14 protein-coding genes are annotated in these 26,398 nt (G+C 59.9%); 10 read left to right on the forward strand and 4 right to left on the reverse strand.

The features are described 5' to 3' along the window. Positions 1-45 precede the first annotated feature (45 nt). From RM6536_RS01745 to RM6536_RS01765, 5 genes are all read left to right on the forward strand, one after another. Complete coding sequence (locus RM6536_RS01745) at positions 46-1,647, forward strand: acyl-CoA carboxylase subunit beta (protein ID WP_060823784.1); 1,602 nt, start codon at positions 46-48, stop codon at positions 1,645-1,647. A 107-nt stretch (positions 1,648-1,754) separates the two neighbouring features. Continuing rightward, entirely contained in the window at positions 1,755-2,150 is a 396-nt protein-coding gene (locus RM6536_RS01750) for an acyl-CoA carboxylase subunit epsilon (RefSeq protein ID WP_231917979.1), read from the forward strand. 297 nt (positions 2,151-2,447) lie between these two features. Further along, positions 2,448-3,536, forward strand: coding sequence for a restriction endonuclease (locus RM6536_RS01755; RefSeq protein ID WP_231917980.1), 1,089 nt, complete (start codon positions 2,448-2,450; stop codon positions 3,534-3,536). Positions 3,537-4,124: 588 nt separating this feature from the next. Continuing rightward, complete coding sequence (locus RM6536_RS01760; RefSeq protein WP_231917981.1) at positions 4,125-6,548, forward strand: restriction endonuclease; 2,424 nt, start codon at positions 4,125-4,127, stop codon at positions 6,546-6,548. A gap of 215 nt (positions 6,549-6,763) precedes the next feature. Then, positions 6,764-8,521, forward strand: a complete 1,758-nt coding sequence (locus RM6536_RS01765; protein WP_060823787.1) for a DUF885 domain-containing protein — start codon at positions 6,764-6,766, stop codon at positions 8,519-8,521. A 116-nt stretch (positions 8,522-8,637) separates the two neighbouring features. Here RM6536_RS01765 and RM6536_RS01770 read toward each other — a convergent pair whose 3' ends face one another. After that, positions 8,638-9,930 (reverse strand): glutathionylspermidine synthase family protein, encoded by a 1,293-nt coding sequence (locus RM6536_RS01770; protein ID WP_060823788.1) that lies wholly within the window; start codon positions 9,928-9,930, stop codon positions 8,638-8,640. A 100-nt stretch (positions 9,931-10,030) separates the two neighbouring features. Further along, the gene (locus RM6536_RS01775; RefSeq protein WP_060823789.1) at positions 10,031-10,972 is read right to left on the reverse strand and encodes a hypothetical protein; all 942 of its coding nucleotides are present in this window, start codon (positions 10,970-10,972) and stop codon (positions 10,031-10,033) included. A 492-nt stretch (positions 10,973-11,464) separates the two neighbouring features. On the opposite strand from RM6536_RS01775, the gene RM6536_RS01780 reads away from it, so the two are divergent. From RM6536_RS01780 to RM6536_RS01795, 4 genes are all read left to right on the forward strand, one after another. Next, a complete protein-coding gene (locus RM6536_RS01780) occupies positions 11,465-12,874 on the forward strand; it encodes a dicarboxylate/amino acid:cation symporter (RefSeq protein ID WP_060823790.1) in 1,410 nt (469 codons plus the stop codon). A gap of 416 nt (positions 12,875-13,290) precedes the next feature. Then, positions 13,291-14,022 (forward strand): Maf family protein, encoded by a 732-nt coding sequence (locus RM6536_RS01785; RefSeq protein ID WP_060823791.1) that lies wholly within the window; start codon positions 13,291-13,293, stop codon positions 14,020-14,022. Positions 14,023-14,173: 151 nt separating this feature from the next. Further along, entirely contained in the window at positions 14,174-15,994 is a 1,821-nt protein-coding gene (locus tag RM6536_RS01790) for an acetyl/propionyl/methylcrotonyl-CoA carboxylase subunit alpha (protein WP_060823792.1), read from the forward strand. 394 nt (positions 15,995-16,388) lie between these two features. Further along, positions 16,389-17,789 carry an MFS transporter gene (locus tag RM6536_RS01795; protein ID WP_060823793.1) on the forward strand — a complete coding sequence of 467 codons (1,401 nt, stop codon included), beginning with the start codon at positions 16,389-16,391 and terminating at the stop codon, positions 17,787-17,789. 150 nt (positions 17,790-17,939) lie between these two features. Here RM6536_RS01795 and RM6536_RS01800 read toward each other — a convergent pair whose 3' ends face one another. After that, complete coding sequence (locus RM6536_RS01800) at positions 17,940-19,358, reverse strand: NAD(P)H-quinone dehydrogenase (protein ID WP_060823794.1); 1,419 nt, start codon at positions 19,356-19,358, stop codon at positions 17,940-17,942. 123 nt (positions 19,359-19,481) lie between these two features. Then, positions 19,482-23,249 carry a transcription-repair coupling factor gene (mfd, locus tag RM6536_RS01805; RefSeq protein ID WP_060823795.1) on the reverse strand — a complete coding sequence of 1,256 codons (3,768 nt, stop codon included), beginning with the start codon at positions 23,247-23,249 and terminating at the stop codon, positions 19,482-19,484. A 547-nt stretch (positions 23,250-23,796) separates the two neighbouring features. Here mfd and RM6536_RS01810 point away from each other — a divergent pair. Next, positions 23,797-26,163, forward strand: coding sequence for a fibrinogen-like YCDxxxxGGGW domain-containing protein (locus RM6536_RS01810; protein ID WP_060823796.1), 2,367 nt, complete (start codon positions 23,797-23,799; stop codon positions 26,161-26,163). The last annotated feature ends 235 nt before the right edge of the window (positions 26,164-26,398 follow it).

Raw genomic sequence — 26,398 nt, forward strand, 5'->3', positions numbered from 1 at the left:
CAACCACTGGCTCCCGACGATCGGGTGGAGCAGGAACGAGGAATAATGTCCGAGAACCTCCAGCAGGAATTTGACTTGAGCACCACCGCCGGTAAGCTCGCTGATTTTTATGCACGTCGAGAGCGCAGCTTCGCGCCCAGCGGTGAGGCAGCTATTGAAAAGCAGCACGCGCGCGGCAAGCACACCGCCCGCGAGCGCATCGACATGCTTCTGGACGAGGGTTCTTTCGTAGAGTTTGATGCCCTTGCCCGCCACCGCACCACCGCATTCGGTATGGAGGCGAAGAAGCCTCTGGGCGATGGTCTGGTCTCCGGTTACGGCACCGTGGATGGTCGCCTAGTTGCCGTGTATTCGCAGGATTTCACCGTCTACGGCGGTTCCCTCTCGCAGGTGAACGGCGAGAAGATTGTGAAGGTGCAGAAGTTCGCGCTGAAGAACGGCTGCCCGGTTATCGGCATTAACGACGGTGGTGGCGCCCGTATTCAGGAGGGCGTGGCTTCCCTGGCGATGTTTGCCGATATTTTCCGTATGAACGTGCGTGCGTCCGGTGTGGTTCCGCAGATTTCGGTCATTATGGGCCCCTGCGCTGGCGGTGCCGCGTACTCCCCCGCGCTGACTGACTACATCATCATGGTGGACAAGACGTCGCACATGTTCATTACCGGCCCGGACGTCATTAAGACCGTGACCGGCGAGGACGTGGACATGGAAACCCTCGGTGGTGCGCGTCAGCACAACTCTGTGACCGGTACCAGCACCTACCTGGCTGAGGATGAGGAAGACGCTTTCGACTTTGTGCGCGAGCTTCTGGAGTTCCTGCCCTCGAATAACCTTGCGGAGTCCCTGCCCCTGGAGCATGACCAGGAGGCGCAGGTGAGCGTGGACGATCTGGATTTGGATACTCTCATCCCGGATTCGGCGAACCAGCCTTACGATATGCGCGCGGTCATTGAGTCCGTGGTCGATGACGGCCACTTCCTGGAGATGCAGGCGCTGTACGCCCCGAACGTGATGATTGGTTACGCCCGCGTTGAGGGCCGCACGGTCGGTATTGTGGCAAACCAACCGATGCAGTTCGCCGGTTGCCTGGACATTTCTGCCTCCGAGAAGGCTGCCCGTTTTGTGCGTCATTGCGATGCATTCAACATTCCGATTCTGACTTTTGTGGATGTTCCCGGCTTCCTGCCCGGCACCGATCAGGAGTTCAACGGCATTATCCGCCGCGGCGCTAAGCTGCTCTACGCTTACGCGGAGGCGACCGTTCCGCTGGTTACCGTCATTACCCGTAAGGCGTACGGCGGTGCGTACATTGTGATGGGCTCGAAGAAGCTGGGTGCCGACATTAACCTGGCGTGGCCCACCGCTCAGATTGGTGTGATGGGCGCTCAGGGCGCGGTGAATATTCTGTACCGTCGTGAGCTGGCTGCTCTGGCAGCTGAGGGCGGCGATGTTGAGGCTCGCCGCGCTGAGCTGATCGCCAAGTACGAGGAAGAGCTGCTGAACCCGTACCAGGCTGCTGAGCTGGGTTACATTGACGAGGTTATTGCCCCGAGTGAGACTCGCGTGCGCATTATTTCTTCACTGCGTGCCCTGCACGATAAGCGTGCGTCTACCCCGGCAAAGAAGCACGGCAACATCCCACTGTAGGCTTCCGTTGTGCGTTGTGCCCGCGCCGCCTGTGGCGCGGGCATTCCCAGGATTTTAGGTTTTCCCAGGATTTTAGGTTTTCGCAGGGTTTTAGGTTTTAAGGAGGCGTGCCTTTGGCAGGCTACAACCCGCTGAGTTATTTCTCATTCGGTAAAAAGAAGGATAGTTCGGAGGCTACTGAGAGCGCCGAGCAGCTTGAGCGTAGCTCCGCACGTTCTTCTGCGCACGCGGATACCGCCTCCAGCGCCGCGAAGGATTCCGCTCAGTCTTCGGTGGATACTGACGCTGAGCAGGAGCCGCTGCTGAAGGTGATTAAGGGCTCCCCCACTCCGGAGGAGATTGCCGCCCTCACTGCTGTGGTGGCAATGATGCAGGCGAGCGCCGCAAAGCAGGAGCAGAACTTGCTGGTGGGTGCCGCTTCGCGCATCCTGAACCGCGGTCAGCGCCTGGGTGTTTCGTTGCGTCCCGGTCCCGGTTCGTGGAGGCGCGCTCGCCCCATGTAGCGCGGGCTGATAACTCTGCTTCTTATATTCCCGTCACGCCGGCTGGTGTGACGGGAATATATTGTTTTGCCTCAAATTCAGGATATATATTGCGCTATTGAACATCTAATGCGCTGATTCTTGCGGTTTTGTCATATTAGAAACGATAAAGCGATGATGATACGCCCTGATGCTACGATGTATATACCGTCACATAAGTATTAATAATTGGCAGGGACCATGGCAAAGATGCTGAATAAAAACCATAGGCCCCCACCGGATGTCTACATCGCGCTTCTGTTGCCGACGCTACGGCGCTTGTCGAAGACTGTGCCCCGCACCGCCGCCTATGTTAGTGAGCAGTTGCGGCAGCAGACTAAGGCGTTGGGGTCGAAGAAGAACCTACCGGCTCTTGAATCCACCGATTTTGCGGTGGCTGTGCGCACCACCTTGAAGATCTTGGTGGCACTTCGTTATGCCCAGTTGATGCCTCGTCTGACCCCGTGGGAGAAGAGGAAGTATCTGCTCACTCCCCTGGGTGCAGAGCTGACTTGCACCCCGCATCTGCACGGTTCGGTGCCGCCGCGGGTGGTGAAGCAGGTGCAGGCGTTGTGCGCTCAGAGTCTGACGGCAAAGAGCGCGAAGAAGCTGAAGAAGCAGGCGAACGCGCTATTGGAGAATGCGGAGGAGGAGCATCGCCTCATTTTTGGTGCTTCTGATACCGGCACCCTTCATGCTCTGCCGCATTTCTCAGGCGCTGATTATGCTCAGCTGAGCCCCGCTGCTTATGCTGCAGCCGATGCCGGCTACCCTATACCCGCCCAGGATTCTGCTGGAACTGCGAATTCTTGGCCTGCCGGTCAGTCTCCGCTGGATATTATTTTGCGTGCCAGCGATTCGCCGGTGATTCACGCTCAGGCTGAGTTTGCTGAGCATTTTACGCAGGATTTGATTCAGCATATTCACGCGGTGACGCCAGAATATTTTGAGCAGATTGTTGCCGATATTTTTACGGCTCTTGGTTTTAGTACCGAGGTGACCGGCGGTGCTGACGATAAGGGCGTTGACGTTATTGCCCGCTATTCTGATGGGCTGGATTTCGCGCCGATTTATATTCAGGTGAAGCATTATTGCGGAACCATGAAGGTCACCCCTAACGAGATTCAGAAGCTCGCCGGTGCGGTACTTTTACACGGCGGTTTGCAGGGCGTTTTGGTGACCTGCGGTGCTTTTGCGCATCCGGTGCCTAAGTATTTGCAGGGTTTGCCGGGCGCACGCAATATTGCTCTGGTTGATCAGCACCACCTGGTGGAGCTGATGATTCGCCACCGTGTGGGTGTGCTTGATGGTGAGGGCGAGTGCGGTTATCGCATTGATGAGGAGTATTTTGCCCGCGGCATGGAGTAGACCTCACCGTTTGGAGTAGCCCTCGCGGTTTGGAGTAGCCGGGGTGTTTTTGGGGTGGGTATTTCCCTCTAAATATCTCTGACCTTCGCGCATTTCCTGCGTCATTTCACTTAATGTATTTTCACTTTTCCGCGAGGATATTTTTCACATATCGGCTGGTTTTAGAAATCTCGATGATTTCTGAAACCAGCCGATACAATAATGAAGGTAATGCGTTATATATTCTTCGCGTTATTTCACGAAGTGAATATACCCGCGACGGTCTAGACACTTCACCATAATTTAAGCGTTCTTTTCGAGTGCACGTCATAGAAGACCGTACGTAAGCGGAACGGGCTGAGAAATCTGCCGTTCCTACTTCTCTTCACGTGCTTCTCTTCATGAGGGGTTACCAAAGTGTCGGCGGGTTACCAAAGCGTCGGCCCAAAAATAAAGATGGTGTCACCCAGTATTGTGTGAATATTTTCCCGCTCGAATGACTGCACTCTATGAAGAACGCCCGCACGATAAATAACACCAGATAAGGAGCCCAGCGTGGCTTTTGTGAATAAAACAATGCTCCATATCGACCATTCCGAATTGCACTCTTTGCAGCAGGAAACCTCGTGGGAGGCCCTACCCGAGGAAGCACGCACTCTCAGCGTTGCGGCGGCTTTCTCTCTGCTCCGCCATTTTGAGCGCGCTCAGGATCGTGGCGAGAAGGTTTTCTTCCCCGATATGTACACCCCCGTAGGTGTGGACCTGGGGTTCAACATGACTCAGCGTTTCATTGCGGTCGGTGACAATGTTCTCTTCCGTGAGGCGCTCAATAAGCTGATCGCGGCACTGGTCAATGCTGACTATCTTGAGGTGTCCCTCAGCCAGCTACATCCGGGCAACTTGCACTACACCCTCAGCGAGGCTGGCCGCGAACTGCTCGGCACCCCGAAGGAACAGCAGGCGCAGGCGCTTCTGCCGGTTCTGCCCCTCCTCAGCGGCGTGTACCTCTACTACCTGAAGCAGTTCTACCCGGTTCTGCTCTCGCACATTACCGTGCATGAGCTTCTGCCCATCGTTCTGAGCGTGACCCCCTCCTACCCCGCGGCGGCGCCCGTGAAGATTCGCGAGCTGGTGCTGCGCGAGTGCGGTTTTGTGCAGGGCTGGTACGGTCTGTCGTACCTGGAGCAGCGCATTATTGAGCCGGTGATTGCTCAGGCGCTGAGCCTGCTGACCCGCGAGGGCTACCTGCGCACCAAGACGATTCACGAGCACACGGATTCTCCGCTGACTCTGTACTCGCTGTCGCCTTCCGCGAAGGACCTCGTGGAACGCTACGAAGAGACCGGCGTGCCGGCGAGCGAGCTGAGCTCCGTGCTGGCGCTGGTGAAGGATGAGGGCGCCTCCATTACGGCTGAGGATATTGCCGCAACCGATGCTCTGCTGACCCATATGGGCGTTCTTCTGCTCGACACCCTCAACGACCATGGCGCCGATGTGGAGCTGAGCCTTCCGAGCCTGGAGCAGGTCTTTGACCGCGACGAGCGCATCCAGCAGGCCTCCTCGAACCCCTATTTTGTGCAGATTGACGCGCAGGATTACCTCTACGATGTGCTGACCGCCCACCACTACCTCTCTGAGCGCGAGACCGTCTACTCGCTGGGTCCTGCTTTCGCGCCGGCTCTGGCGCAGATGGCTGAGCCGAGCGTTCAGAAGCTGGTGGCCTCGGCCCTGCTGGATCCTGCGGCGGTGGACGCTCTGCCGTACCCGCATCAGCTGCTGTACCCGATTCTGAAGCTCGTGGAGGAGAACCCGCGTATCTCCTACTACGACATCTACGATGAGTTGAAGATCGCCCTGGATATCCCGTACCTGCAGGGTGAGGTTGCTCCGCACCGTTATAAGCTGACCCCGCGTCTGCGTAACCGCTATTCGGTGGCGATGCACGTGCTCAAGGGCGAACGCTACCTGAACGCTCTGCGTGAGGGTACCGGTCGTACCTCCCGTAAGAACCCGGAGCGTTATGAGCTGAGCGAGGCGGGTAAGGAGCTGCTCAAGCGATTCCCGGAGGGCGCTCCGGAGGCGGTGACCGCCCGCATGGCGCCGCTGCCGCCGCAGTCGCTCAAGCACAAGCTGCCTCAGGATATTGCGGCTGAGTTGCAGGCTCGTGAGGAGGCTCTTCAGGCCGCTAAGGAGGCGCGCGCGGCGGAGCGTCAGGCTCGTCTGGCTGCTCGTGAGGGTGCTTCTCGTGAGCCGTTGGCTCCGGTGCCGGGTGCTTCTCCGGCGTTGTTGGCGCGTCCGGCTGGTTCGCCGGTAGCGGCTACTGTCCAAGCGACTACTGTCCAGGCACCCGCTGAGGTTCCGGCGGCACCGGTCGCTGAGGCTACCGCCCAGCCTGCTGTGCCCGCTCCTGCTGTTTCTGCGCCCGTTGCAGCTCCTGTTCAGCCGGTTGTTTCCGCTCCTGCTGTGTCCACTCCGGCTGTTTCGACTGCTGAGCCCTCGACCGCGCTGCAGGTGGCTGCCGCTCAGGTGCGTGAGGCGCTGAAGCGTTACCGTCAGGTCTTCCGCCGCGAGGCGCTGGCTCCGGCACTCGCTCAGGTGTCTGAGGAGCGCTTCCGTAGCATTGGTTTCGATCTGTTCCTGATGCGCGGCTACACGGTAGAGGCTCTGGATGCTCAGGGCGTGGACGGCGTAGCAACCCCCGCCTCCGGCGAAAAAGAACGCGCGTTCTACGTGCGTACTCTGCGCCCGGTAGCTGGCGGTGTGCTCTCCGCAAGCGTTCAGCCGCAGGATATTACCGCATTCTTCCTGGCGATTCACGCCCGCGGCGGTCAGCTCGGCACCTTCATCACGAACGCTGCGTTCAGCGATGAGGCGTACGACGAGTTCATCCGCTGCTCGACCAAGTACCCGAACATTCTGGTGGACTTGGTCTCCGGCGATGAGCTGCAGGACCGCCTCATTGCGCACCGCCTCGGCGTGGTCGAGGGTGCGAACGGTCTGCTGGAACTCAACGGTGAATACTTCGCCGGCTAGCAGTTTTTAGCCTATCTGGGGCGCCCCGGTCTTCTCTTCCCTGCGCGTTCAGGGAGAAAGCCGGGGCGTTTTCGCGCCTTTACCCCGGTGAGTTGTCCACAGGTAAGCCGTTTTCCTCGCATTCGGTGCCGCTCAATCCGTAATATTGCCGGTTTAGGCGACCTAAATCACCGAAATTCGTGGTTCAAGGCACACCCCTGAGTTAGGATATGAACATGAGCACTTACCAGGAACTTCCCAGCATCTACCGATTGAAGCGCTCGCTGACCGACGTCGATCAGATTGCTAACGAATATTTTGAAAAGGTCCTCGACCTGAACCCCGTCCAGGCGACCGAACTTGGTCGTAAAGGCGTAGAGACCCTATACCCCGACTACTCGCCCGCCGGCGAGAAGGCTTTTGCGCGCCTTGCGAAGAAGACTTTGAAGAAGGTTGACCGCGTTCTGCCTATTGACGACGTTGACCTGGTCACCCTGGATGCTCTGCAGGAGCGCCTGAGCCTGTACCGCAAGCAGTACAAGGCTGGTTTTGGTGGCTGGCAGCTGAACAATATTGCCTCCGTCCCGCAGGAGGTGCGCTCGGTTTTTGACCTGATGAAGCGCAACACCCAGCAGGACTGGGAGCACATTATTGGTCGTATGCACCGCGTGACCGAGGCGTTGGAGGGCTACATCCAGACTCTTGAGGCGGCTCGTGAAGAGGGCAAGGTTGCCCCGCGCCGCCAGGTGGATATTGTCATTGAGCAGACCGCCGCATACTACGCTCCCGGTGGTTTCTTTGACGAGCTCGCCGCCGAGGTCGCCGAAGCGGTCCCCTCCTTGAAGGATGAGGCTGCCGCCGGTGCCGAGGCTGCGAAGGAAGGCTACCGCCGCCTCAACAGCTACCTGGTGGAGAAGCTGCAGCCGGTCGCTCCCTCCCGCGACGCTGTGGGCCGTAAGGCGTACAGCCTGCACTCCCGTTCGTTCCTGGGTACCACCATTGACCTGGACGAAACCTACGCCTGGGGCGTGAAGGAACTGGAGAGCATTATTGCTCGTCAGCGTGAGGTTGCCGAGGAGATTGAGCCGGGCGCAAGCATTGAGCGTGCAAAGCAGCTGCTCGATGAGGATCCGGCGCGTCAGCTGCACGGCACCGATGAGCTGAAGGCGTGGATGCAGAAGCTCGCCGACGCCGCGGTAGAGAACCTGGCTGGCAGCCACTTCGAAATTGGCGGCCCCATGCGCCGCATTGAGTGCTGCATTGCGCCCACGAACGAGGGCGGTATTTACTACACCGGCCCCTCCCCCGATTTCTCGCGTCCGGGTCGCATGTGGTGGTCGGTTCCCGAGGGTGAGGACACGTTCACTACCTGGCGTGAAACCTCCACCGTGTACCACGAGGGCGTTCCGGGCCACCACCTGCAGATCGCTATCGCTACGGCTCTGCAGGGCACCATGAACTCCTGGCGCACGAACATGCTGTGGGTTTCCGGTCACGGTGAGGGCTGGGCACTGTACGCCGAGCGCCTCATGGAGGAACTGGGCTACCTGAAGGATCCGGGTGACCGCATGGGCATGCTGAACGCTCAGCGTATGCGCGCCGCCCGCGTGGTCTTCGATATTGGTGTTCACTGCGAGATGCCGATTCCCGATGAGTGGGCTGAGCAGCTGGGCGTTGAGCAGGGCACCATCTGGACTTCTGAGCTGGGTTACGAGTTCTTGAAGCTGAACCTGGACGAGTCCGAGGGTCACCTGCGTTTCGAGTTCCTGCGTTACCTGGGTTGGCCGGGTCAGGCGCCGAGCTACAAGATTGGCGAGCGCCTCTGGCTGGAGCTGCGCGATCAGGCTCTGCGCCGCGGCGATGACATGCGTGCGTTCCACACGCGTGCGCTTCTGCTTGGTTCGGTGGGTCTGGACACTCTGCGCCGCGCCCTGACCGATGAGATGATGCTTCCTCTGGATACTGAGGATGACGACGACGAGGACGACGAATAACCTCTAGATGAGTAGCCTCTGGACTAGAGCCTCCGCATAGGAACTCTATAGATGAAGCCCCCGCTTCAGCTTTGGCTGAGGCGGGGGCTTCGCTGTATTTTCGTGACTTCTGAGTGCTATCCGAAGTTTGCGGTGCCGGGGTCGGTGGTGCCGAACCCCATGCCGGTGGAGTCGTTCAGATCCACCAGGTGCGGGGCGAAGCGGCACCAATAGTCGGTGAGCGCGCCGTTCGATTCGCGGATACCCACGCCTACGGTGCGTCCGTCGACCACCCACACGCCGAGGATGGGGTGGCTGACCGGGTTGATAATGCCTTCGTAGCGCGGTGCCGGGATGTACTCCTGGTAGATGAATTCGCTTTCGGGGGCGTTGGCGAAGAAGTCGTCGTCTTCGGGTTTGATGAAGACGTCGTAGTCGGGGGCGTAGATTTCTACGCCGTCGCCTTCGCGTCCGAAGATGGGTTTGCGAACCCAGTTGCGCATGCCGCCGCGGTGGCCCGCGTAGGTGGGTACGAGGTTCGGGTGGCCCGGGTATTTATCCCAGAGCGCGGCGAGCAGCAGCTTATTGGAGAGGAACATCTTCCACGCCGGCTCGATCCAGCGGTCCATAGCGCCGTGGTAGGCGAAGAGGAGCTTGTCGTAGCCTGCTTCGCTGTCGGTGACCAGGTCTTCCCAGGGGTAGAGCTTGAAGAGATTGGTGATGGCGCGCCCTTGGGCGTCTTCCCAGCTCTTGGTTTCTTCGTTGAAGATGACTTCGTCGATGGGAATCATGTGGGTTTTGATGCCCGCCTGCTGCGCCGCGTAGGCGATGAGCCAGAGGTTGTTGTAGTCCTCGTTGTTCTCGTCAATCTCGGGGCTCACGTGCGCCAGATGCAGTACGGGCTTCACGCCGGCGGTGATTTCGGGGGCAAAGATGTGGCGCCAACGGTTGGTGAAGGCTTCACCGATTTCGCCCCAGTGGGCGTAGCCGCGGGTGTCGAGGCGCTGGTCTTTCGCCCAGGTTTTCTGGCTGACTGCCGCCTCCACGATACCGGTGGGGGTGTCGGCGTTGTATTCGAGCAGCTTCATGGGGTCGCCGGGCACGCCCGAATAGGTGAAGTCGAAGCGTCCGTAGAAGTCGGCGTCGCGGCGGTTCCAGGATTCTACGGCGAGGTTGAACGCCGCCTGGGGCAGGCCGAGGGTACCGAACGCGCCGGAGGCAATATACTCGACGGTTTCCAGGCACATGCGGTGCATTTCTTCCGCCTGGGCGCGCACAGAGTCCATTTCTTGCGGGCTGAAAATGTAGGCGGCGTATTCGTTCCAGTAGTGGTCGGTGTCGTGGGGGCCGTCCACGCTGTAGGTGAGGCCTTCCTCAATGATGACGTTCTCCCAGTCGGGTCGGCCGACGGGAAATTCTTCGCGGCGCATGAGGGGCTAGGCTCCTTCGAAGTAGTGAATGGAAAATAGTGAGGAAAATGCGGGCGGGACCGCTCAGTCCCTGCCCGCATTCAGTGTCATGGCTGATGGCTTAGCCGCCGGAGGTACCGCCACCGGACTTCGAGCCGCCGCCGAAACCGCCCTTGCTGCCGGACTTCGAGGAAGAACCAGACTTCGACGAGGAGCCAGACTTCGAGGACGAACCCGACTTGGAACCGGACTTCGAGGTGTTCGACTTGCTGTAGGAGCCGGTGCTACCGCTATTGCTGGTGCCCTGCTTACCGCTGGAGACCGAGCCGGTCGTCTTATTGCGTACCGCGGAGGTCTTACCGGAGTTGTTGGTGCTAGTCACCTTGCCCGAGGAGACGGTGGAGGACTTCTTCGCGGTGCGGTAGGAATCTTCGAAGCTACCGCCCTTGGAGGACACACCGCTGTAGACGGTGCCGTTGCTGGGGCGGGTGGTGCTGCCTCCGGAGAGCTTGGTGCCCACACCGGGAACCGTGGGGGTGCCGGTAGAGTTCGCGGCACTTTGGCGGCCCAGGTAGTACCAGAGGAACGCATTCGAATTATTGTGGGTGGTGGTCGAACCAGATGAGGTAGAACCGGAGGAGCTAGAGGAGCCCGAGGAACTGGAAGAACCCGACGAGCTCGACGAGCCCGAGGAATCGCTACTGGACGAGTCGGTCGGCTCCTGAACACCTGCCTTCTCGCATTCGCTATCTTCCACGCGCAGACCAGTCTTCGCATCCTGGCAGACGCGGGCGTACTCTTCGCCCTGCGACAAGAATGCGTTCTCTTCCTGGTGCATGGAGTTGTAGGCGAAGATGCCACCGCCAACCAGCAGCACGCCAGCGCCAGCTACGGCAATCATCTTGGCGATGCCGGGGCGGGTCGCGCCCAGGTTCAGGGTCTGCTGGGCTGAGGTCTGTGCGGCGCGGGTAGCGAAATCTGCAACCGCTTCCATGCGCTTGCGGGGCTTCTTCGGGCCGTTAGGGGTGGTGGTTCCGCCGGGGTATTGGGGAGCAGAACTCATGCATCTCTCCTTGAAAGGTGGTGCGTGGCGTAACGCTCAACGCGTACATGAAGCTGAGTGGGTACAGCATCATCCGGCGACTTTCGCCGGACTATCGGTGTGGTTCCAGCATATCAAGCCCTAGCTTTCGGATTATTAGCTGACGGCAAAATCTCAGCAAGCTTCCCCGCATGTTGCGCAGTTGTTTCCTTTCTGTTTGCTTTTGCGGTGGCTCCCGAATAACTATCAGCCGTTTTAACCGCCTATGGGGGTCAGCTGGCGGCACCAATGGATGCACTTGTTGGATGCGCTGGTGGGCGCGCTGTTGGATGTGCCGTTGGATGTTTTGTTAGTTGCGCTACCGAAAGGTGCTCTCTCTCTCTCTCTCCCCCCCCCCCGAAAGGTGCCGCAGGAAGGTCACGATTCGTCATACATCCCCTCCACTGCACCGGGTTGCAATACTTCTTCACACAAACTCGCGCCGGAGTGCGCAAAAGTTTTAGAGTATGCCACATGTCTACACCGCATGCATCATCTCGTTCACCTCTGCCCAAGTGGGCTACTTCTTTCGGCAACCAAATCATTGCCTCCCTCATTCTGGGTATTGTTCTCGGCGCGCTCGCTCTCGCACTGGGTGGGGACGCGAAGAGCAACCCCAACTGGCTCATGGTGACCTTAGATACCATCGGCTCCTCCTACGTCACCCTGCTGAAGGCTGCTGTTGTTCCGCTGATTTTCACCGCCGTGGTCGCCTCCATCTCGAACCTGTCGCAGGTGACGAACGCGGCGCGTCTGGCGGTTAACACGCTCATCTGGTTTGCGATTACCGCGTTCTTCGCGGTGCTCATTGGTATTGCAATGGGCCTGATTGTCCAGCCGGGCGTGGGCGCGCAGGTGCAGGGCAATGCGTACACCGGCTCGACCGGTTCGTGGACCGCATTCCTGACCGGTCTGATTCCGGTGAACTTCCTGGGTCTGGGTGTCAGCGCTAAGTCCGGTGATTCAGGCATCACCGCCTCGGCATCCTTTAACGTGCTGCAGATCCTGGTCATTTCCGGCGCGGTCGGCATTGCCGCACTGAAGGTCGGCGAGTCCGCTAAGCCGTTCATTGACGTGGTCAAGAGCGCCCTGGCGATTATTCAGAAGATTCTGTGGTGGATTATTCGCCTGGCACCGCTGGGCACCGTGGGTCTGATCGCTAAGGCAGTGTTCGCGTACGGTTGGGCGTCGATGGGTTCGCTGGTCGCGTTCGTTATCGCCCTCTACATTGGCCTGCTGCTGGTCTTCCTCGTGGTCTACCCGATTATTGTTCGCGCGAACGGCCTGTCGGTCCGCCAGTACTTCTCGGGCGTGTGGCCGGCGCTTCAGCTGGGCTTCGTGTCCCGCTCCTCCATGGGTTCGATGCCGATGACCCAGACCGTTGCCGAACGCAACCTGGGTGTTCCCCGCGCCTACGCATCCTTCGCGGTTCCGCTGGGTGCGACCACCAAGATGGACGGTTGTGCCTCGGTTTACCCGGCTCTTGCCGCGATCTTCGTGGCTCAGTTCTACGGTATTCAGCTGGACTTCACCCAGTACCTGCTGATTGTGATGGTGTCCGTGCTCGGTTCGGCTGCGACTGCCGGTACGACCGGCGCTATCGTGATGCTGACCCTGACCCTTTCCACTCTGGGTCTGCCGCTGGACGGCGTGGGTCTGCTCCTGGCGATCGACCCGATTGTTGATATGGGCCGTACCGCTCTGAACGTTGCCGGTCAGGCTCTGGTTCCCGCGATTGTGGCTCGCCGCGAGGGCATTCTGGACGAGGAGCTCTACAACGCTCCCCGTTCGGAGGGCGGCTTCGTGGCTCAGGAATTCTACGATGAGCGCATCGCCGGTGAGGCGCAGCGACTTCACGAGGTGGAGGACGCGGTACGCCGCTAATCTGGCGAGCTCATCAGGCAAAGGTTCACGCGCACGGCGCTAGGCGGTACCGCTTAGCGCCGTGTAGCTTCTCCACCGCCCGCGCCTCCCCAGCATGGGCGCACAGCACGGACGAAATACATTTGTCAAACGTCATAAAAATGTCATTATTGATTCTTCTTTTCTTTAATTCTTGAGAAGAGTTATGATTTTGAACGGCGTGTTCCATCTCCTACGTGGTTGAGGGGGATGGGACACGCTCTTTTTATACCCGCCGGGCTCGGCACTCCAGCCCGTCCCTCCCACAGATCACGCCCCCCCAGATTACGCCAAGGATCCATATTCAACGCTGACGCGCCGACTGAGGGGTTCCACCTAGTGACCCTCAATCTGCACCCGAGAGTAAAACTCACCGGCGACACTCTAAAATAGAACCCATGACTACCAGCGCTTCACCGACCCGACTGATTCTTGCCTCCGCCTCCCCGGCGCGCCGCAAGCTCCTGGAAGACTCCCGCATCGCGTTCACGGTGCGCGTCTCCTCCGTAGATGAGGACGCCGCACTCGCCACCGCCAACGAGCAGGCGCGAGCGCAGGGCCGTGCGGGACTCACCCCGGCTGAAACCGCCTCCCTGCTGGCGCAGTTGAAGGCGCAGGCCGTTGCCGCCGAACTTGCCGCCGAGGGTGTGCGCGATGCGCTGGTTCTGGGATGCGATTCGGTCTTCGAGTTTGAGGGTGTTGCCTACGGCAAGCCGCACACCGCCGAGGCGGCGCGCGAGCGCATCAGCGCCATGAGTGGCAACTACGGCGTGTTGCATACCGGTCACGCGCTCGTGGATTTGCGCGACATTGAGCCGGGTGCCGAACTGCCCGCCGCTTCTGAGCTACCCACTGTTGCTGAGCTACCCGCTGTTGCTGAGCTATGCAGCGCTACCGTCCACTTCGATACGCTCAGCCCCGAAGAGATTGAGGCGTACATTGCTACCGGCGAGCCGCTCTGGGTGGCCGGTTCCTTTACCCTGGACGGCTACGGTTCGGCGTTTATTCGCGGTATTGAGGGCGAGTTCCACACGGTGGTGGGCCTGTCCATCCACGCGCTACGCGATATGCTGCGCCGCCGCGAGGTTGCTGTGACCGAATTGTGGCTAGCGCCCGAAGACGAGGATTAGATCCAGCGTAATCGTATAAATCTGTCTCAAAGCGCGCTCTGGAATACACATTATTGAACACCAATCGATAAGATAGAACAGTATGATGCGCGTTATATTCGCCAATCCTGCCGATGTATCCTTGGAGCAGGAGATTAAAGGAGAGCTTTAAGTGACTCAGCACCAGGCAGAAGCCGCCAAGAAATTTACTGCAGTCCCCGGCCGCCACACCGGCCCGGTCAGCAAGATTCTAATCGCTAACCGCGGTGAAATTGCTGTCCGCGTGATTCGTGCAGCCCGCGATGAGGGCCTGCAGACCGTCGCCGTCTACGCTGACCCCGACCGCGACGCCCAGCACGTAAAGCTTGCCGATGAAGCCTACGCTCTCGGCGGCGCCACCGCGGCACAGTCCTACCTGGTCATGGACAAGCTCATTGAGATTGCTATCCGCTCCGGCGCTGACGCAGTGCACCCCGGTTACGGTTTCCTCTCTGAGAACGCGCAGTTCGCGCAGAAGTGCATCGACGCGGGCCTGACCTGGATTGGCCCCTCCCCCGAGTCCATTACCCAGCTGGGCGATAAGGTAGCGGCCCGCCACATCGCGCAGAAGGTGGGCGCTCCCCTGGTGCCCGGCACCAAGGACCCGGTCAAGTCCGCCGATGAGGTTGTTGCTTTCGCGGATGAGCACGGTCTGCCCATTGCGGTGAAGGCCGCATTCGGTGGCGGTGGCCGCGGCATTAAGGTGGCACGCGACCGCGAGAGCATTGTTGAGATGTACGAGTCCGCTGTTCGCGAGGCTACCGCGGCGTTCGGTCGCGGCGAGTGCTTCATCGAGCGCTTCCTGGATTCGCCCCGCCACGTTGAGACCCAGTGCCTGGCGGATGCGCACGGCAACGTTGTGGTGGTTTCCACCCGTGACTGCTCCCTGCAGCGCCGTAACCAAAAGCTCGTTGAGGAGGCGCCCGCCCCCTACCTGAGCGATGAGCAGAATGAGCGCCTGTACGAGGCGTCCCGCGCGATTCTGCGTGAGGCTGGCTACCAGGGCGCCGGCACCTGCGAGTTCCTGGTCGGCACCGACGGCACCATTTCCTTCCTTGAGGTCAACACTCGACTGCAGGTGGAGCACCCGGTCTCCGAGGAGATTTCCGGCCTGGACCTGGTTCGTGAGCAGTTCCGCATTGCTCGCGGCGAGAAGATTGAGGAGAAGGACCCGGTTCTGCGCGGTCACTCCTTCGAATTCCGTATTAACGGTGAGGATGCGGGCCGTTCCTTCATGCCCGCCCCCGGCACCATCGAGAAGATGACCGTGCCCACCGGCCCCGGTGTTCGCTGGGATTCCGGCTTCGTGGCTGGCGACGTTATCGGCGGTAACTTCGACTCCATGCTGGCTAAGCTCATTGTCACCGGCGCGGACCGCAAGCAGGCTCTGCAGCGTGCCCGCCGTGCCCTGGCTGAGCTGAGCATTGAGGGTATGCCCACCGTCATTCCGTTCCACCGCGTCGTGCTGGATGATCCCGCTTTCGCGCCGGCTGAGGGCGGCGAGTTCAAGGTGCACACCCGCTGGATTGAGACCGAGTTCAACAACACCATCCCCATGTACTCCGGTGCACCTGGTAGCGTGGGTTCCGATGAGGATGAGCGCACCACCGTGGTTGTCGAGGTCAACGGTAAGCGTATGGAGGTGTCCCTGCCTGATTTGGGTGGCGGCACTAAGCCTGCGGCTAAGCCCGCCTCCAAGACCCGCAAGTCTCGTTCGGCACGCGGCGCGGCAAAGGGTGGCGGCGACGAGCTGACCAGCCCCATGCAGGGCACCATCGTGAAGGTTGCGGCTTCTGACGGCGACACCGTTGCCGAGGGCGACCTGATTCTGGTGCTGGAGGCGATGAAGATGGAGCAGCCCATTACCGCGCACAAGGCGGGTAAGGTTTCGGGTCTGTCCGCTAAGGCCGGCGATACCGTCACCTCCGGTGCGGTGCTGGCGACCATCAAGTAACGCTTCGCCGCGATACCGCGGTCTCGCGAGCGCTATAGGCTACACAGATCCCCCGGAAGGGTATGAGGTCCCCTCTCGTATCTTTCCGGGGGATTTTCTGTGTCCGCCCTGTCTGTTTCTGCGCTCTTGCCTGTTTCTGTGGGGTTTTGAGCAACTACCTATTGCGATTACGTCCAAATAGTGGCTGTATTTGTTGGGTCTCTTCTGAACAGAGTTATAATGTTGCACTTTAGAGGAGCCTTTCAGATTCCTACGCTCACCGCACCCCACCCGATGCGGTCGCAGCACCCGGTACGCACCTACGGCACACCCGCCTCCCACGCTGACCGGCAACGGAACACCTACCTCAGGCTCCATGTGTACACACAAATTCACCATCTCGGGAGTTTTCCTCATGAGCACCTCTGCACCCGACACGAAAGCGTCTGCTGCATCGGTGAAGAATACGACTCCTCGCAGTCGAGTTATTCTTGCCTCGCTCGTTGGTACCACCATCGAGTTCTACGATTTCTACATTTACGCCACCGCAGCAGTGGCTGTGTTCCCCGTGCTGTTCTTCCCCTCGAAGGACGCAACCACCGAGCTTCTGGCATCCTTCGCAACCTTCGGCGTCGCCTTCATCGCGCGCCCCCTCGGTTCCGTAATTTTCGGTCACTTCGGCGACAAGATCGGCCGTAAGGCAACCCTCGTCGGTGCACTGCTCACTATGGGTCTGGCAACCTTCATCATCGGTCTGCTGCCCACCTACCACCAGATTGGTCTGTGGGCACCGACTATGCTGACCATTATGCGTTTCTGCCAGGGCCTGGGCCTGGGCGGCGAATGGTCTGGTGCGGCACTGCTCGCCAGCGAATACGCTGAGGACGGCAAGCGTGCCCGCGCCGCCATGTGGCCGCAGCTCGGTGCCCCCATCGGCTTCGTGCTAGCCAACGGCTTCATGCTGCTGCTGACCAGCTGGATTTCCTTCAACTCCGCAACCGACGCTAAGAACTTTGATCACCCCTTCCTCATCTGGGGTTGGCGTATTCCGTTCCTGATGTCCATCGTGATGGTCGCTGTCGGCCTGTACGTGCGTTTCAAGCTGGAGGAGACCCCCGTCTTCGCCAAGGCTGCCGCTAACAACGAGAAGGTTAAGACCCCGCTCGTTGAGGCGTTCAAGGTCGCTTGGTGGCCCATGATTCAGGGTACCTTCATCATGGTGGCATGCTACGTACTGTTCTACCTGATGACCGCATGGGTTCTCTCTTACGGTATCGGCAAGGCGGATAAGGGCGGTCTGGCTATCCCCTACCGCGAGTTCCTCGTGATTCAGCTGATCTCTATTATCGGCTTCGCAATCTTCATCCCGATCTCGGGTTGGCTGGCTGATAAGTACGGCCGCCGCACCCAGCAGCTGTGGACCACCATCGCGATGGCAGTCTTCGGTCTGTGCTTCGGCCTGCTCATCTCCCCCTCCGTCGTTGGTACCGGTGCGAATGCGAATGTCGCAGTGGTCACCCTCTTCATCTTCATCGGTATGTGCCTGATGGGTCTGTCCTTCGGTTCCATGTCCGCATACTTGCCGGAGCTGTACCCCACCAACGTGCGTTACACCGCCAGCGGTATCGCCTACAACGTGGCGTCCATCCTCGGTGCGGCGCTGACCCCGTTCGTGGCAGTGTGGCTGAACTCCTCCTACGGTGTGGGCGCTGTGGGCGGCTACCTGGCATTCGCCTCGATCCTGAGCGTTATCTTCATCCTGCTCACTCACGAAACCCGTGACGTGGACATGAACGCTGTCAGCACCACGAAGTAAAACTTCGAACAGCTAACGTCTCTGACGGCAAAGCGGTGGGGGTCGCCTCCTGAATTCCTTAGATTCAGGAGGCGACCCCCACCGCTTTATTGTTTTCCGGGATACTGCGCCAGGCGTGCAACGCCCAGCTCAGCACCTCGTGTGCGCGGATTACAGGCCGCGAGTGTGCAGCTTGCGAGCCGCCTCAGCGATAGAGCCGGAGAGCGAGGGGTAAACCGTGAAGGTATCCGCCAGGTCATCCACCGCAAGCTTCTTCTCCACCGCCAGGGCAATGGGGTAAATCAGCTCGGAAGCACGCTGACCAACCACCACGCCACCAATGACAGTGCCGGAGTGGCGGCGTGCAAAAATCTTCACGAAGCCATCGCGCATCGCCATCATCTTCGCGCGCGGGTTCGTACCCAGCTGCAGGGTTACCACATCACCACGGTAGGCGCCCTCGGCAAGATCCTTCTCGCTCACACCCACGGTCGCAATCTCCGGGGAGGTGAAGATATTCGCGGCAACCTTATCGGTACGCAACGGACGCACCGCATCACCGAGGATGTGCGCCATAGCGATACGGCCCTGCATCGCAGCCACGGAAGCCAACGGGTACACGCCCGTGCAGTCGCCAGCGGCGTAAATGCTGTTCACGCTCGTGCGGGACACACCGTCCACCTTGATGTGGCCGCTCGAGGTCTGCTCCACACCGGCAGCTTCCAGGCCCAAATCCTCAGTGTTCGGAATCGAACCAATAGCAACCAGGCAGTGAGTGCCAGAGACCTTACGGCCGTCCGACAGGGTCACGATGACGCCGGTACCATCCTCAGTGCGCTCAACAGCAGCGGCACGAGAACGCGGCATCACTCGCACGCCGCGACGCTCAAAGACGTCCTCCAGCACGCGGGCTGCGTCCTCGTCCTCACCGGGAAGCACACGGTCACGCGAAGACACCAGGGTCACCCTCGAACCCAGGCCGTTATATGCCGAGGCGAACTCCGCACCGGTCACACCCGAACCAATCACAATCAGTTCCTCGGGAACCTCGCAAAGGTTGTACAGCTGAGTCCAGGTCAGAATGCGCTCACCGTCAGGCATACCGGTCGCCATTTCACGCGGATGCGTACCCACCGACAGCAGCACAAAGTCCGCCTGCAGGGGGTAGACCAGACCAGCCTCATCAGTCACCTGAACGGTGTGGCGGTCCAGGAGCTTACCGGTACCGTGAATAATCTTCACACCAGCAGAAGCCAGGGCACGCTTGATGTCGGCAGACTGCTGTTGAGCCAGGTCGCGGACTCGGCGGTTCACGCGGTCCATATCAACACGCAGCTGAGGCGCCTTGCCCTTCGTGTTCTCAATGCCCAAGCTACCTGCCTCGGAGAAGCGGGTCATCATATCCGCCGTAGCGATCAGGGTCTTAGAGGGCACAACGTCGGTCAGAACGGCGGAGCCACCAATGGCATTGCGCTCAATCAGAGTCACGTCCGCGTTGGATGCGGCAGCCACCATCGCTGCCTCGTAGCCGCCGGGGCCACCACCAATAATTACAATTCGCTGAGATGCATAGTTCACCTTTGAAGTCATGCCTTAATTGTGAGCTATGCCGCCGCTACGGGGCAAACGCACTCGCCGTGCAGATATGCCATATTGTGGCAACCTGCACGGCGAGCATTTACTTGGGGCATGCCGGCTAGACGGAGCGCTCCCCTACTCCTCGAGGGCCTGCGGCTTCTCCGCGTAAATCGAGTTGATAAACTTCTCGGCCCACTCCAGCATGGGGCGGTCCACCAGCTCCTTGCCGCCAACCGGCATGGTCTTCGGGCGCGGCACCAGAGTCAGCCAAGTGTCCATACCCTTCGGCTGGGCGTGCGTGGAACCCGGGTACACGCGCTTCAGGCGCATCTGGCGGGACTCCGGCAGCGGCGTAGCGGTCACCACGCGCACCTTCGGGCCCAACACCACCAGCTCGTGAATACCGGCGGCACAGGCGTGCATACGCACCGTCGCCACGGCAAGCAGGTTCTCTACCGCCTCCGGCAGCTCACCGTAACGGTCAACCAGTTCCTCGCGTGCCTCCGCGATCTTCTCTTCGGTATCGGCGGCAGCGATCTGACGGTACGCCTGCAAGCGCAGACGCTCAGAATCAATGTAGGTGTGCGGAATATGCGCGTTGACGGGCAGGTCAATCTTCGTTTCGACCTCTCGCTCTTCCTTCTCGCCGCGGTAGTTCGCCACGGCCTCACCGACCAGGCGCAGGTACAGGTCAAAACCAACGCCGGCAATATGACCGGACTGTTCGCCGCCGAGCAGGTTGCCGGCACCGCGAATCTCCAGGTCCTTCATGGCCAGCTGCAGGCCCGCACCCAGCTCGTTATGGGTCGCCACAGCCTTCAGACGCTCGTGCGCAATCTCGCCGAGGGTCTTATCCACCGGGTACAGGAAGTAGGCGTAGGCGCGCTCGCGGCCACGACCCACACGTCCACGCAGCTGATGCAGCTGGCTCAGACCGTAGTTCTGGGCGTGATCAACAATGAGGGTGTTCGCGTTCGAAATATCCAGGCCGGTCTCCACGATGGTGGTGCAGACCAGCACGTCAAAGCGGCGCTCCCAGAAGTCCACAATAATCTGCTCCAGGCGCGATTCACTCATGCGGCCGTGGGCGGTGGCGATGCGCGCCTCCGGCACGAGCTTGCCGATTTCCGCGGCAACATCATCGATATCAGCCACGCGGTTGTGTACGAAGAACACCTGTCCTTCACGCATGAGCTCGCGGCGAATTGCGGCAGTAATCTGGCTGTCGGTTCGCGGTCCCACGAAAGTCAGCACGGGGTGGCGTTCCTCCGGCGCGGTGGCAAGGGTGGAGGTCTCTCGAATACCGGTGAGCGACATTTCCAGGGTGCGCGGAATGGGGGTTGCACTCATGGCGAGCACGTCCACGTTGGTGCGCATCTGCTTGAGCTTTTCCTTGTGCTCCACGCCGAAACGCTGCTCCTCGTCAATGATGACCAGGCCCAGGTCCTTAAACACCACGCTGTCCGAGAGGATGCGGTGGGTACCAATCACCACGTCCACCGCGCCGGAGGCGATTTCTTCGGTAATCTGGCGGGTTTCTTTCGCCTTCTGGAAGCGGGAAAGCACGCGAATCTTCACGGGGAAGCCCGAGAAGCGCTCGCTAAACGTCTCGTAATGCTGCTGGGCGAGCAGGGTCGTCGGCACGAGTACGGCAACCTGTTTGCCGTCCTGTACCGCCTTGAATGCGGCGCGCACGGCGACCTCGGTTTTGCCGAACCCCACGTCGCCGGAGATGAGGCGGTCCATGGGGATTTCTTTCTCCATGTCTTCCTTCACCTCGTGGATGGCGGTGAGCTGGTCGGGAGTCTCGTTGTAGGGGAAGGACTCTTCCAGCTCTCGCTGCCAGGGGGTATCTGCGGCGAAGGCGTGACCGCGCGACGCCTGGCGTGCCGAGTAGAGTTTCACCAGGTCGGCGGCGATTTCCTTGACTGCCTTGCGAGCGCGGGACTTGGTCTTAGCCCAGTCGCTACCGCCCATCTTGGACAGGCTCGGGTTCTCGCCACCCACGTAGTTGGAGATGAGGTCCAGCTGGTCGGAGGGCACGAAGAGGCGGTCGGGTGCGCCGCCGCGCTTGGCGGGGGCGTACTCGATGACCAGGTATTCCTTCATGGGCTGCACGCCATTGACCGGGGATGCACCAGCCACCGGGCGGGAGGTCATCTCGACGAACCTGCCGATGCCGTGGCGTTCGTGCACCACGTAGTCGCCGGGGTTCAGCGCGAGCGGGTCGACGGCGTTGCGGCGGCGGCGTGTCTTGAATTTCTGTCCGGCGGCACCTCGGGGTGCATAGGTTCCGCGGCGGCCGAGCAGTTCGGCTTCGGTGAAGACGGCGAGCTTCGCCTCCTCAATCAAGAAGCCTGCGGAGGCGGGCGCCTCACACACCTCGACGATGCCGTGGTCGAGCTTGCCGGCGGGGTCCGCTTCGAGGCTGGTTCGGCGGGCTGCGGGTACGGCGGGTGCCCCTTCGCCGGAGTGGAAGAGGTCGATGAGGCGGTCGGTGGAGCCGCGGCCGTTGGTGAGGGCGAGGACGGTCCACTGTTTCTGGATGAGGTCGCCGACCTGACTGAGCATACGTTCGACGGAGCCGTTGAATGCGGTTGCGGGGGTTGCGCTGACGGTGTAGGTGTCGATTCCGTCTTCGATGGCGTCGGCGATGCTCTGGTTTTCGAGCGCGCCTGGGTTTTCGAGTGCACCTGCGGCGGCATCTTCGAGCAGGTCTGCGTCGGTGACGAGTTCGGTGATTTCCCACCAGCTGAGCTTGGCTTCGAGTGCCTGTGCGGTAGTTTGGTCGATGGTGCGGAATCCGCTGTCGCTCATGCGTAGCTGGCCGAGGTCGATGGGTGCTACTGCATCGGCTTCCGCGGAGGTGTCCCATGCGGCGGCGAGGAATTCTTCGTTGGTGGCGACGAGGTCTTCGGCGCGGGCGCGCACGCGCTCGGGTTCGACGTTAATAATCATGGACCCTGCTGGCAGCAGCTCGGTGAGGGTATTCATGGATTCGATGAGCAGCGGGGTGAGCGATTCCATGCCTTCGACGTAGATTCCGCCGGCGATCTTTTCGAGCATGGTTGCGGCTGCCGGGTAGTCGGCTTTCAGGCGTGCGGCGCGGCTCATGACCTCGGGAGTGATGAGCAGTTCGCGGCAGGGCAGCAGGGTGAGTTCGGTGAGTTCTTCTCCCCCGCTGAGGGTGCGCTGGTCGGCGACGGAGAAGTGGCGCATTTCGTCGAGCTCGTCGCCGAAGAATTCGAGGCGGACGGGGGTGGTTGCGGTGGGCGGGAAGACGTCGATGATGCCGCCGCGTACGGCGTATTCGCCGCGCTTGGCGACGAGGTCTACGCGCGAGTATGCGGCGTCGCTGAGGCCTCGTACAACGTCTTTGAAGGGGTATTCTTCGCCGCGAACCAGGTGTACGGGTTCAAGTTTTTCGATGCCGGTGACGATGGGCTGGATGACGGCGCGTACGGGCGCGATAACGACCTGGGGGCGCTTGGTCGCTTCCCCGGTCATGGCGCGCAGTACCTGCAGGCGGCGGCCTACGGTGTCGGAGCGCGGTGAGAGGCGTTCGTGGGGCAGGGTTTCCCAGGCGGGGAAGAGCGCTATGTCGGCGGCGGGTAGGTAGGCGCGCAGGGCTGCGGCGAGGTCTTCTGCTTGGCGGTCGGTGGGGGCGATGATGAGGCTGAGCGCTTCGGGGGTGGTTGCGCGTACGGCGGCGGAGACGTCGGCGATGAGTGCGGCGTGGGTTCCGGCGACGGCACCGATGAGGGTGCGTGCGCTACGTTCAGCAGGGTTCGCGGAGGCGGCGGTGCGGATCGCGACCCAGCTGCTGAGTTGGTTGAGGGTGTTCAGGAGGGGGCGCAGGGGTGCTTCGGGGGGCTGTGCGGTAGCTTTTCGGGTGGTACTCACGGGTTCTCCTGAATCTGCGGTCCTCGGTTCCGGCGGTTTGGCTGGTGGAGGGTGCCGACCGGCGGTCGGTGTAAGGTGGTGTCGGGTGGGGTGCCCGAGTGTTTTATTTTGAGGAATTTTATGTGCACTTTTTGGTGATGTGCGCGGCTTTTCTATTGTAGGTCTACTCTGCTTTTTATGGCATTTTTCTTTCGTGGGGTTCTTTGGCTGTAGATATAGCTTTTTGCACCCGGTTGTCGCTTTCATTGGCGATATATGAGTATGGTTTTATTCTGTGTCATTTCTTGTGCCACAACGCCGATTTTATAGGGCGTAAATCACACTCTCACCCGCATTTTTGCACTTTGTGCACCATTATTTTCACAGCTTAATCCTGTACCCTAATCATTAACACTTACAGAAAAACCACACAGTATATCTCCTTCCGGATTCTGATTACCTCTTCCAACCAACCTCAGGTTTTCAGTATTTACTGCGGTTTTTCTAGTGCAATAATTCACCGTTTCTTTCGATGTTTCTTCCGGAACGTCGCATCAGAAAGACACAAATGACAACCACATACACGAACAATCCCGCTGAAAAGCCCCATGCCCATTCATGGTCTGCTAAGAAGTGGGCTGCTTGCGCACTCGCTTTTGGTACTGCTTTCACTGCGGCACCGCTTACTCCTATTACTCCCGCCTCGGCTGCTACCGGCACCCATGATGGTTCCAGCAGCGATAAGGCGGCTGCTTCCTGCTACGAGGTCAAGCAGGTTAATCCTTCTGCCCCTTCTGGCACTTACTGGCTGTACACCCCGCAGATGAGCGGCCCGGCACAGTTCTACTGCGATCAGGAAACTGATGGCGGCGGCTGGGTCATGATTGGCCGCGGTCGTGAGGGTTGGACCGAGTCCTACAATGGCACCGGCGACCCGAATCAGCTGCATCAGAATCCCACCGGTCCTGCCGCTTTTACGCCGGTCCAGCTTCCCGCAAACACTGTCGATGCGCTGCTGAACGGCATTAAGCCTCAGGATCTTCCCGACGGCATGCGCCTGCACCGCGCCCACAATGCGAGGGGCACCCAGTGGCAGAACGTTTATGTTCAGCGTCCTCAGACTGAGCAGTGGACCTGGGCGATGAGCTACGGTCAGCGTTGGGGCAACGTAAAGTTCACCGGCGCAGGCATCAACCGCACCGCTCATATGGGCGGTTACCCCTCGGAAATGGCTCCGGGCATCACCACCAGCTCGGTGCGTTTCTTCGCTAACCCGAACCAGGGCTACCAGATTGGTTTTGCGTACGGCGCACTGGTGAACTTCGGTAATGAGAATTCTGATTCGTATATTTACCACAAGCGCGGTTCCTTCGGTTACTCTATCCCCTTCACTCAGGTGTTCCTGCGCCCGAAGCTGACTCAGCGTGACTTGAACTTCTCGCAGATTGGTTCTGGCTCTGCCGCCAGCAACCGTCGTGCTCTGCCCAATAGCTACACGATGCCCGTTCGCTGGCGCACCAGTGAGCAGACTGGCACCGGCAAGAAGAACGAGATGAACACCTACGTTCAGGCTATTACTCAGGTGGGCGATACCGTCTTCACCGGTGGTGACTTCAAGTATGTGGAGTCGGCTGGCGGCGAGCGCGTGGATCAGTCGTACCTGGCTGGCTACAACGTGGATTCGGGTGAGCTGGTTCGTTCCTTCCGCCCGACCTTCAACGGTCAGATTAAGGCTCTTGAGGCTCTGCCGAATAACCGCCTGGCGGTTGGTGGCGAATTTACCGAGGTGAATGGCGAGAAGGTTAACCACTTTGTCATTCTGGACGCGACCACCGGTCAGATTGACCGCACGTGGGATGTTCAGGTTCAGCGCCGCAGTGGCGATGCCGCCCAGGTGAAGACCCTACTGGTTCAGGACGGTTACCTGTACATTGGCGGTAACTTCACCCATGTGAAGGGCAATACTTCTAAGGCGTACGCTTACTCGCGTGGTGCCGCTCGTATTAACCTTTCGAACGGTGCGGTGGATTGGAATTGGCGCCCGAACTTCAACGGCACGGTCAACGGTATTACCGCTGCATCCGATAACTCGACTGTTCACGCTGCGGGTTACTTCACTGAGCTGAATAACCAGCGTGCGTTCCGTCTGGCTGCTTTGAATGGTTCTAACGCTTCGAACATTAAGTGGGAGTGGGAGCCGTCGCTGAAGCTGAACATTACTGACCGTATTGTGTACGCGTTCCAGTTCGATGTTCAGGATGCTGGCTCGACCGTGTGGACTGGCGGTGCTGACCACCTGATTGCGAACTACTCGAAGAATGGTTACGGCCGTATTTCTTCGTCGATTTCTAAGTACGGTGGCGACTGGCAGGATCTGCACCTGAGCGGTAACACCATTTACGGTGCATGCCACTGCGGTGACGTGCTCTTTGAGGGCTCTACCGGTTACCACACCTACTGGAAGGAGTCGAAGGCAGTTCACCGTATGCGCCTGGTCGCAGCGTTCGATAAGGACAGCGGCGAGGTTATCGGTGAGTTCAGCCCGGTTCTGAAGGGCGCTAGCGGCTACGGTGTGTGGGAGTCCTTCGTGGATTCTCGCGGCAACCTGTGGGTTGGTGGCGACATTAACCGTTCGCTGGGTGCTAATGGTGAGCAGCGCACTGTCGGTTTCGCTCGCTTTGCTCCTCGCGATGTAACCGCCCCGTCGACTCCGTCGAACCTGTCGGTTCAGCGTGATGGTTCAGTGGATAAGCTGTCCTGGTCTGGCGTTCGTGAGAGCGGTGCTCGCTACCAGGTGCTGCGTGATGACCGTGTGATTGCTACGGTCTCGGGTACCAGCTACGAGGTTGAGCACACCGATGGCGCTCGCTACTACGTGCGTTCCATCGATGCATCTGAGAATTTCTCGGCTTCTACGGGAGCTGCTCAGGCTTAGGTCAGGTTGTTGATCTAGTTTCTTTGAGCCGCCGCCTGATGTGGGCTCTGCAGGGTTTGCGGGGTTCGGATCAGGCGGTGGCGCACCCGGGGTGTATACCCCCCTATAGTTTTGGTTTGGCCCGAGTTGCCCAGTTTGCTATCGCTTCGCCTCTGCGGCGGCTATGATGGGTTGGGATTCATTGCGTCGGATGGGTTGCTTCCGTCCTTTCCGATGATGGGCTGAATCTTGGTCT

Origin of the sequence: Rothia mucilaginosa (assembly GCF_001548235.1) — a bacterium.
GTDB lineage: Bacteria > Actinomycetota > Actinomycetes > Actinomycetales > Micrococcaceae > Rothia > Rothia mucilaginosa_B.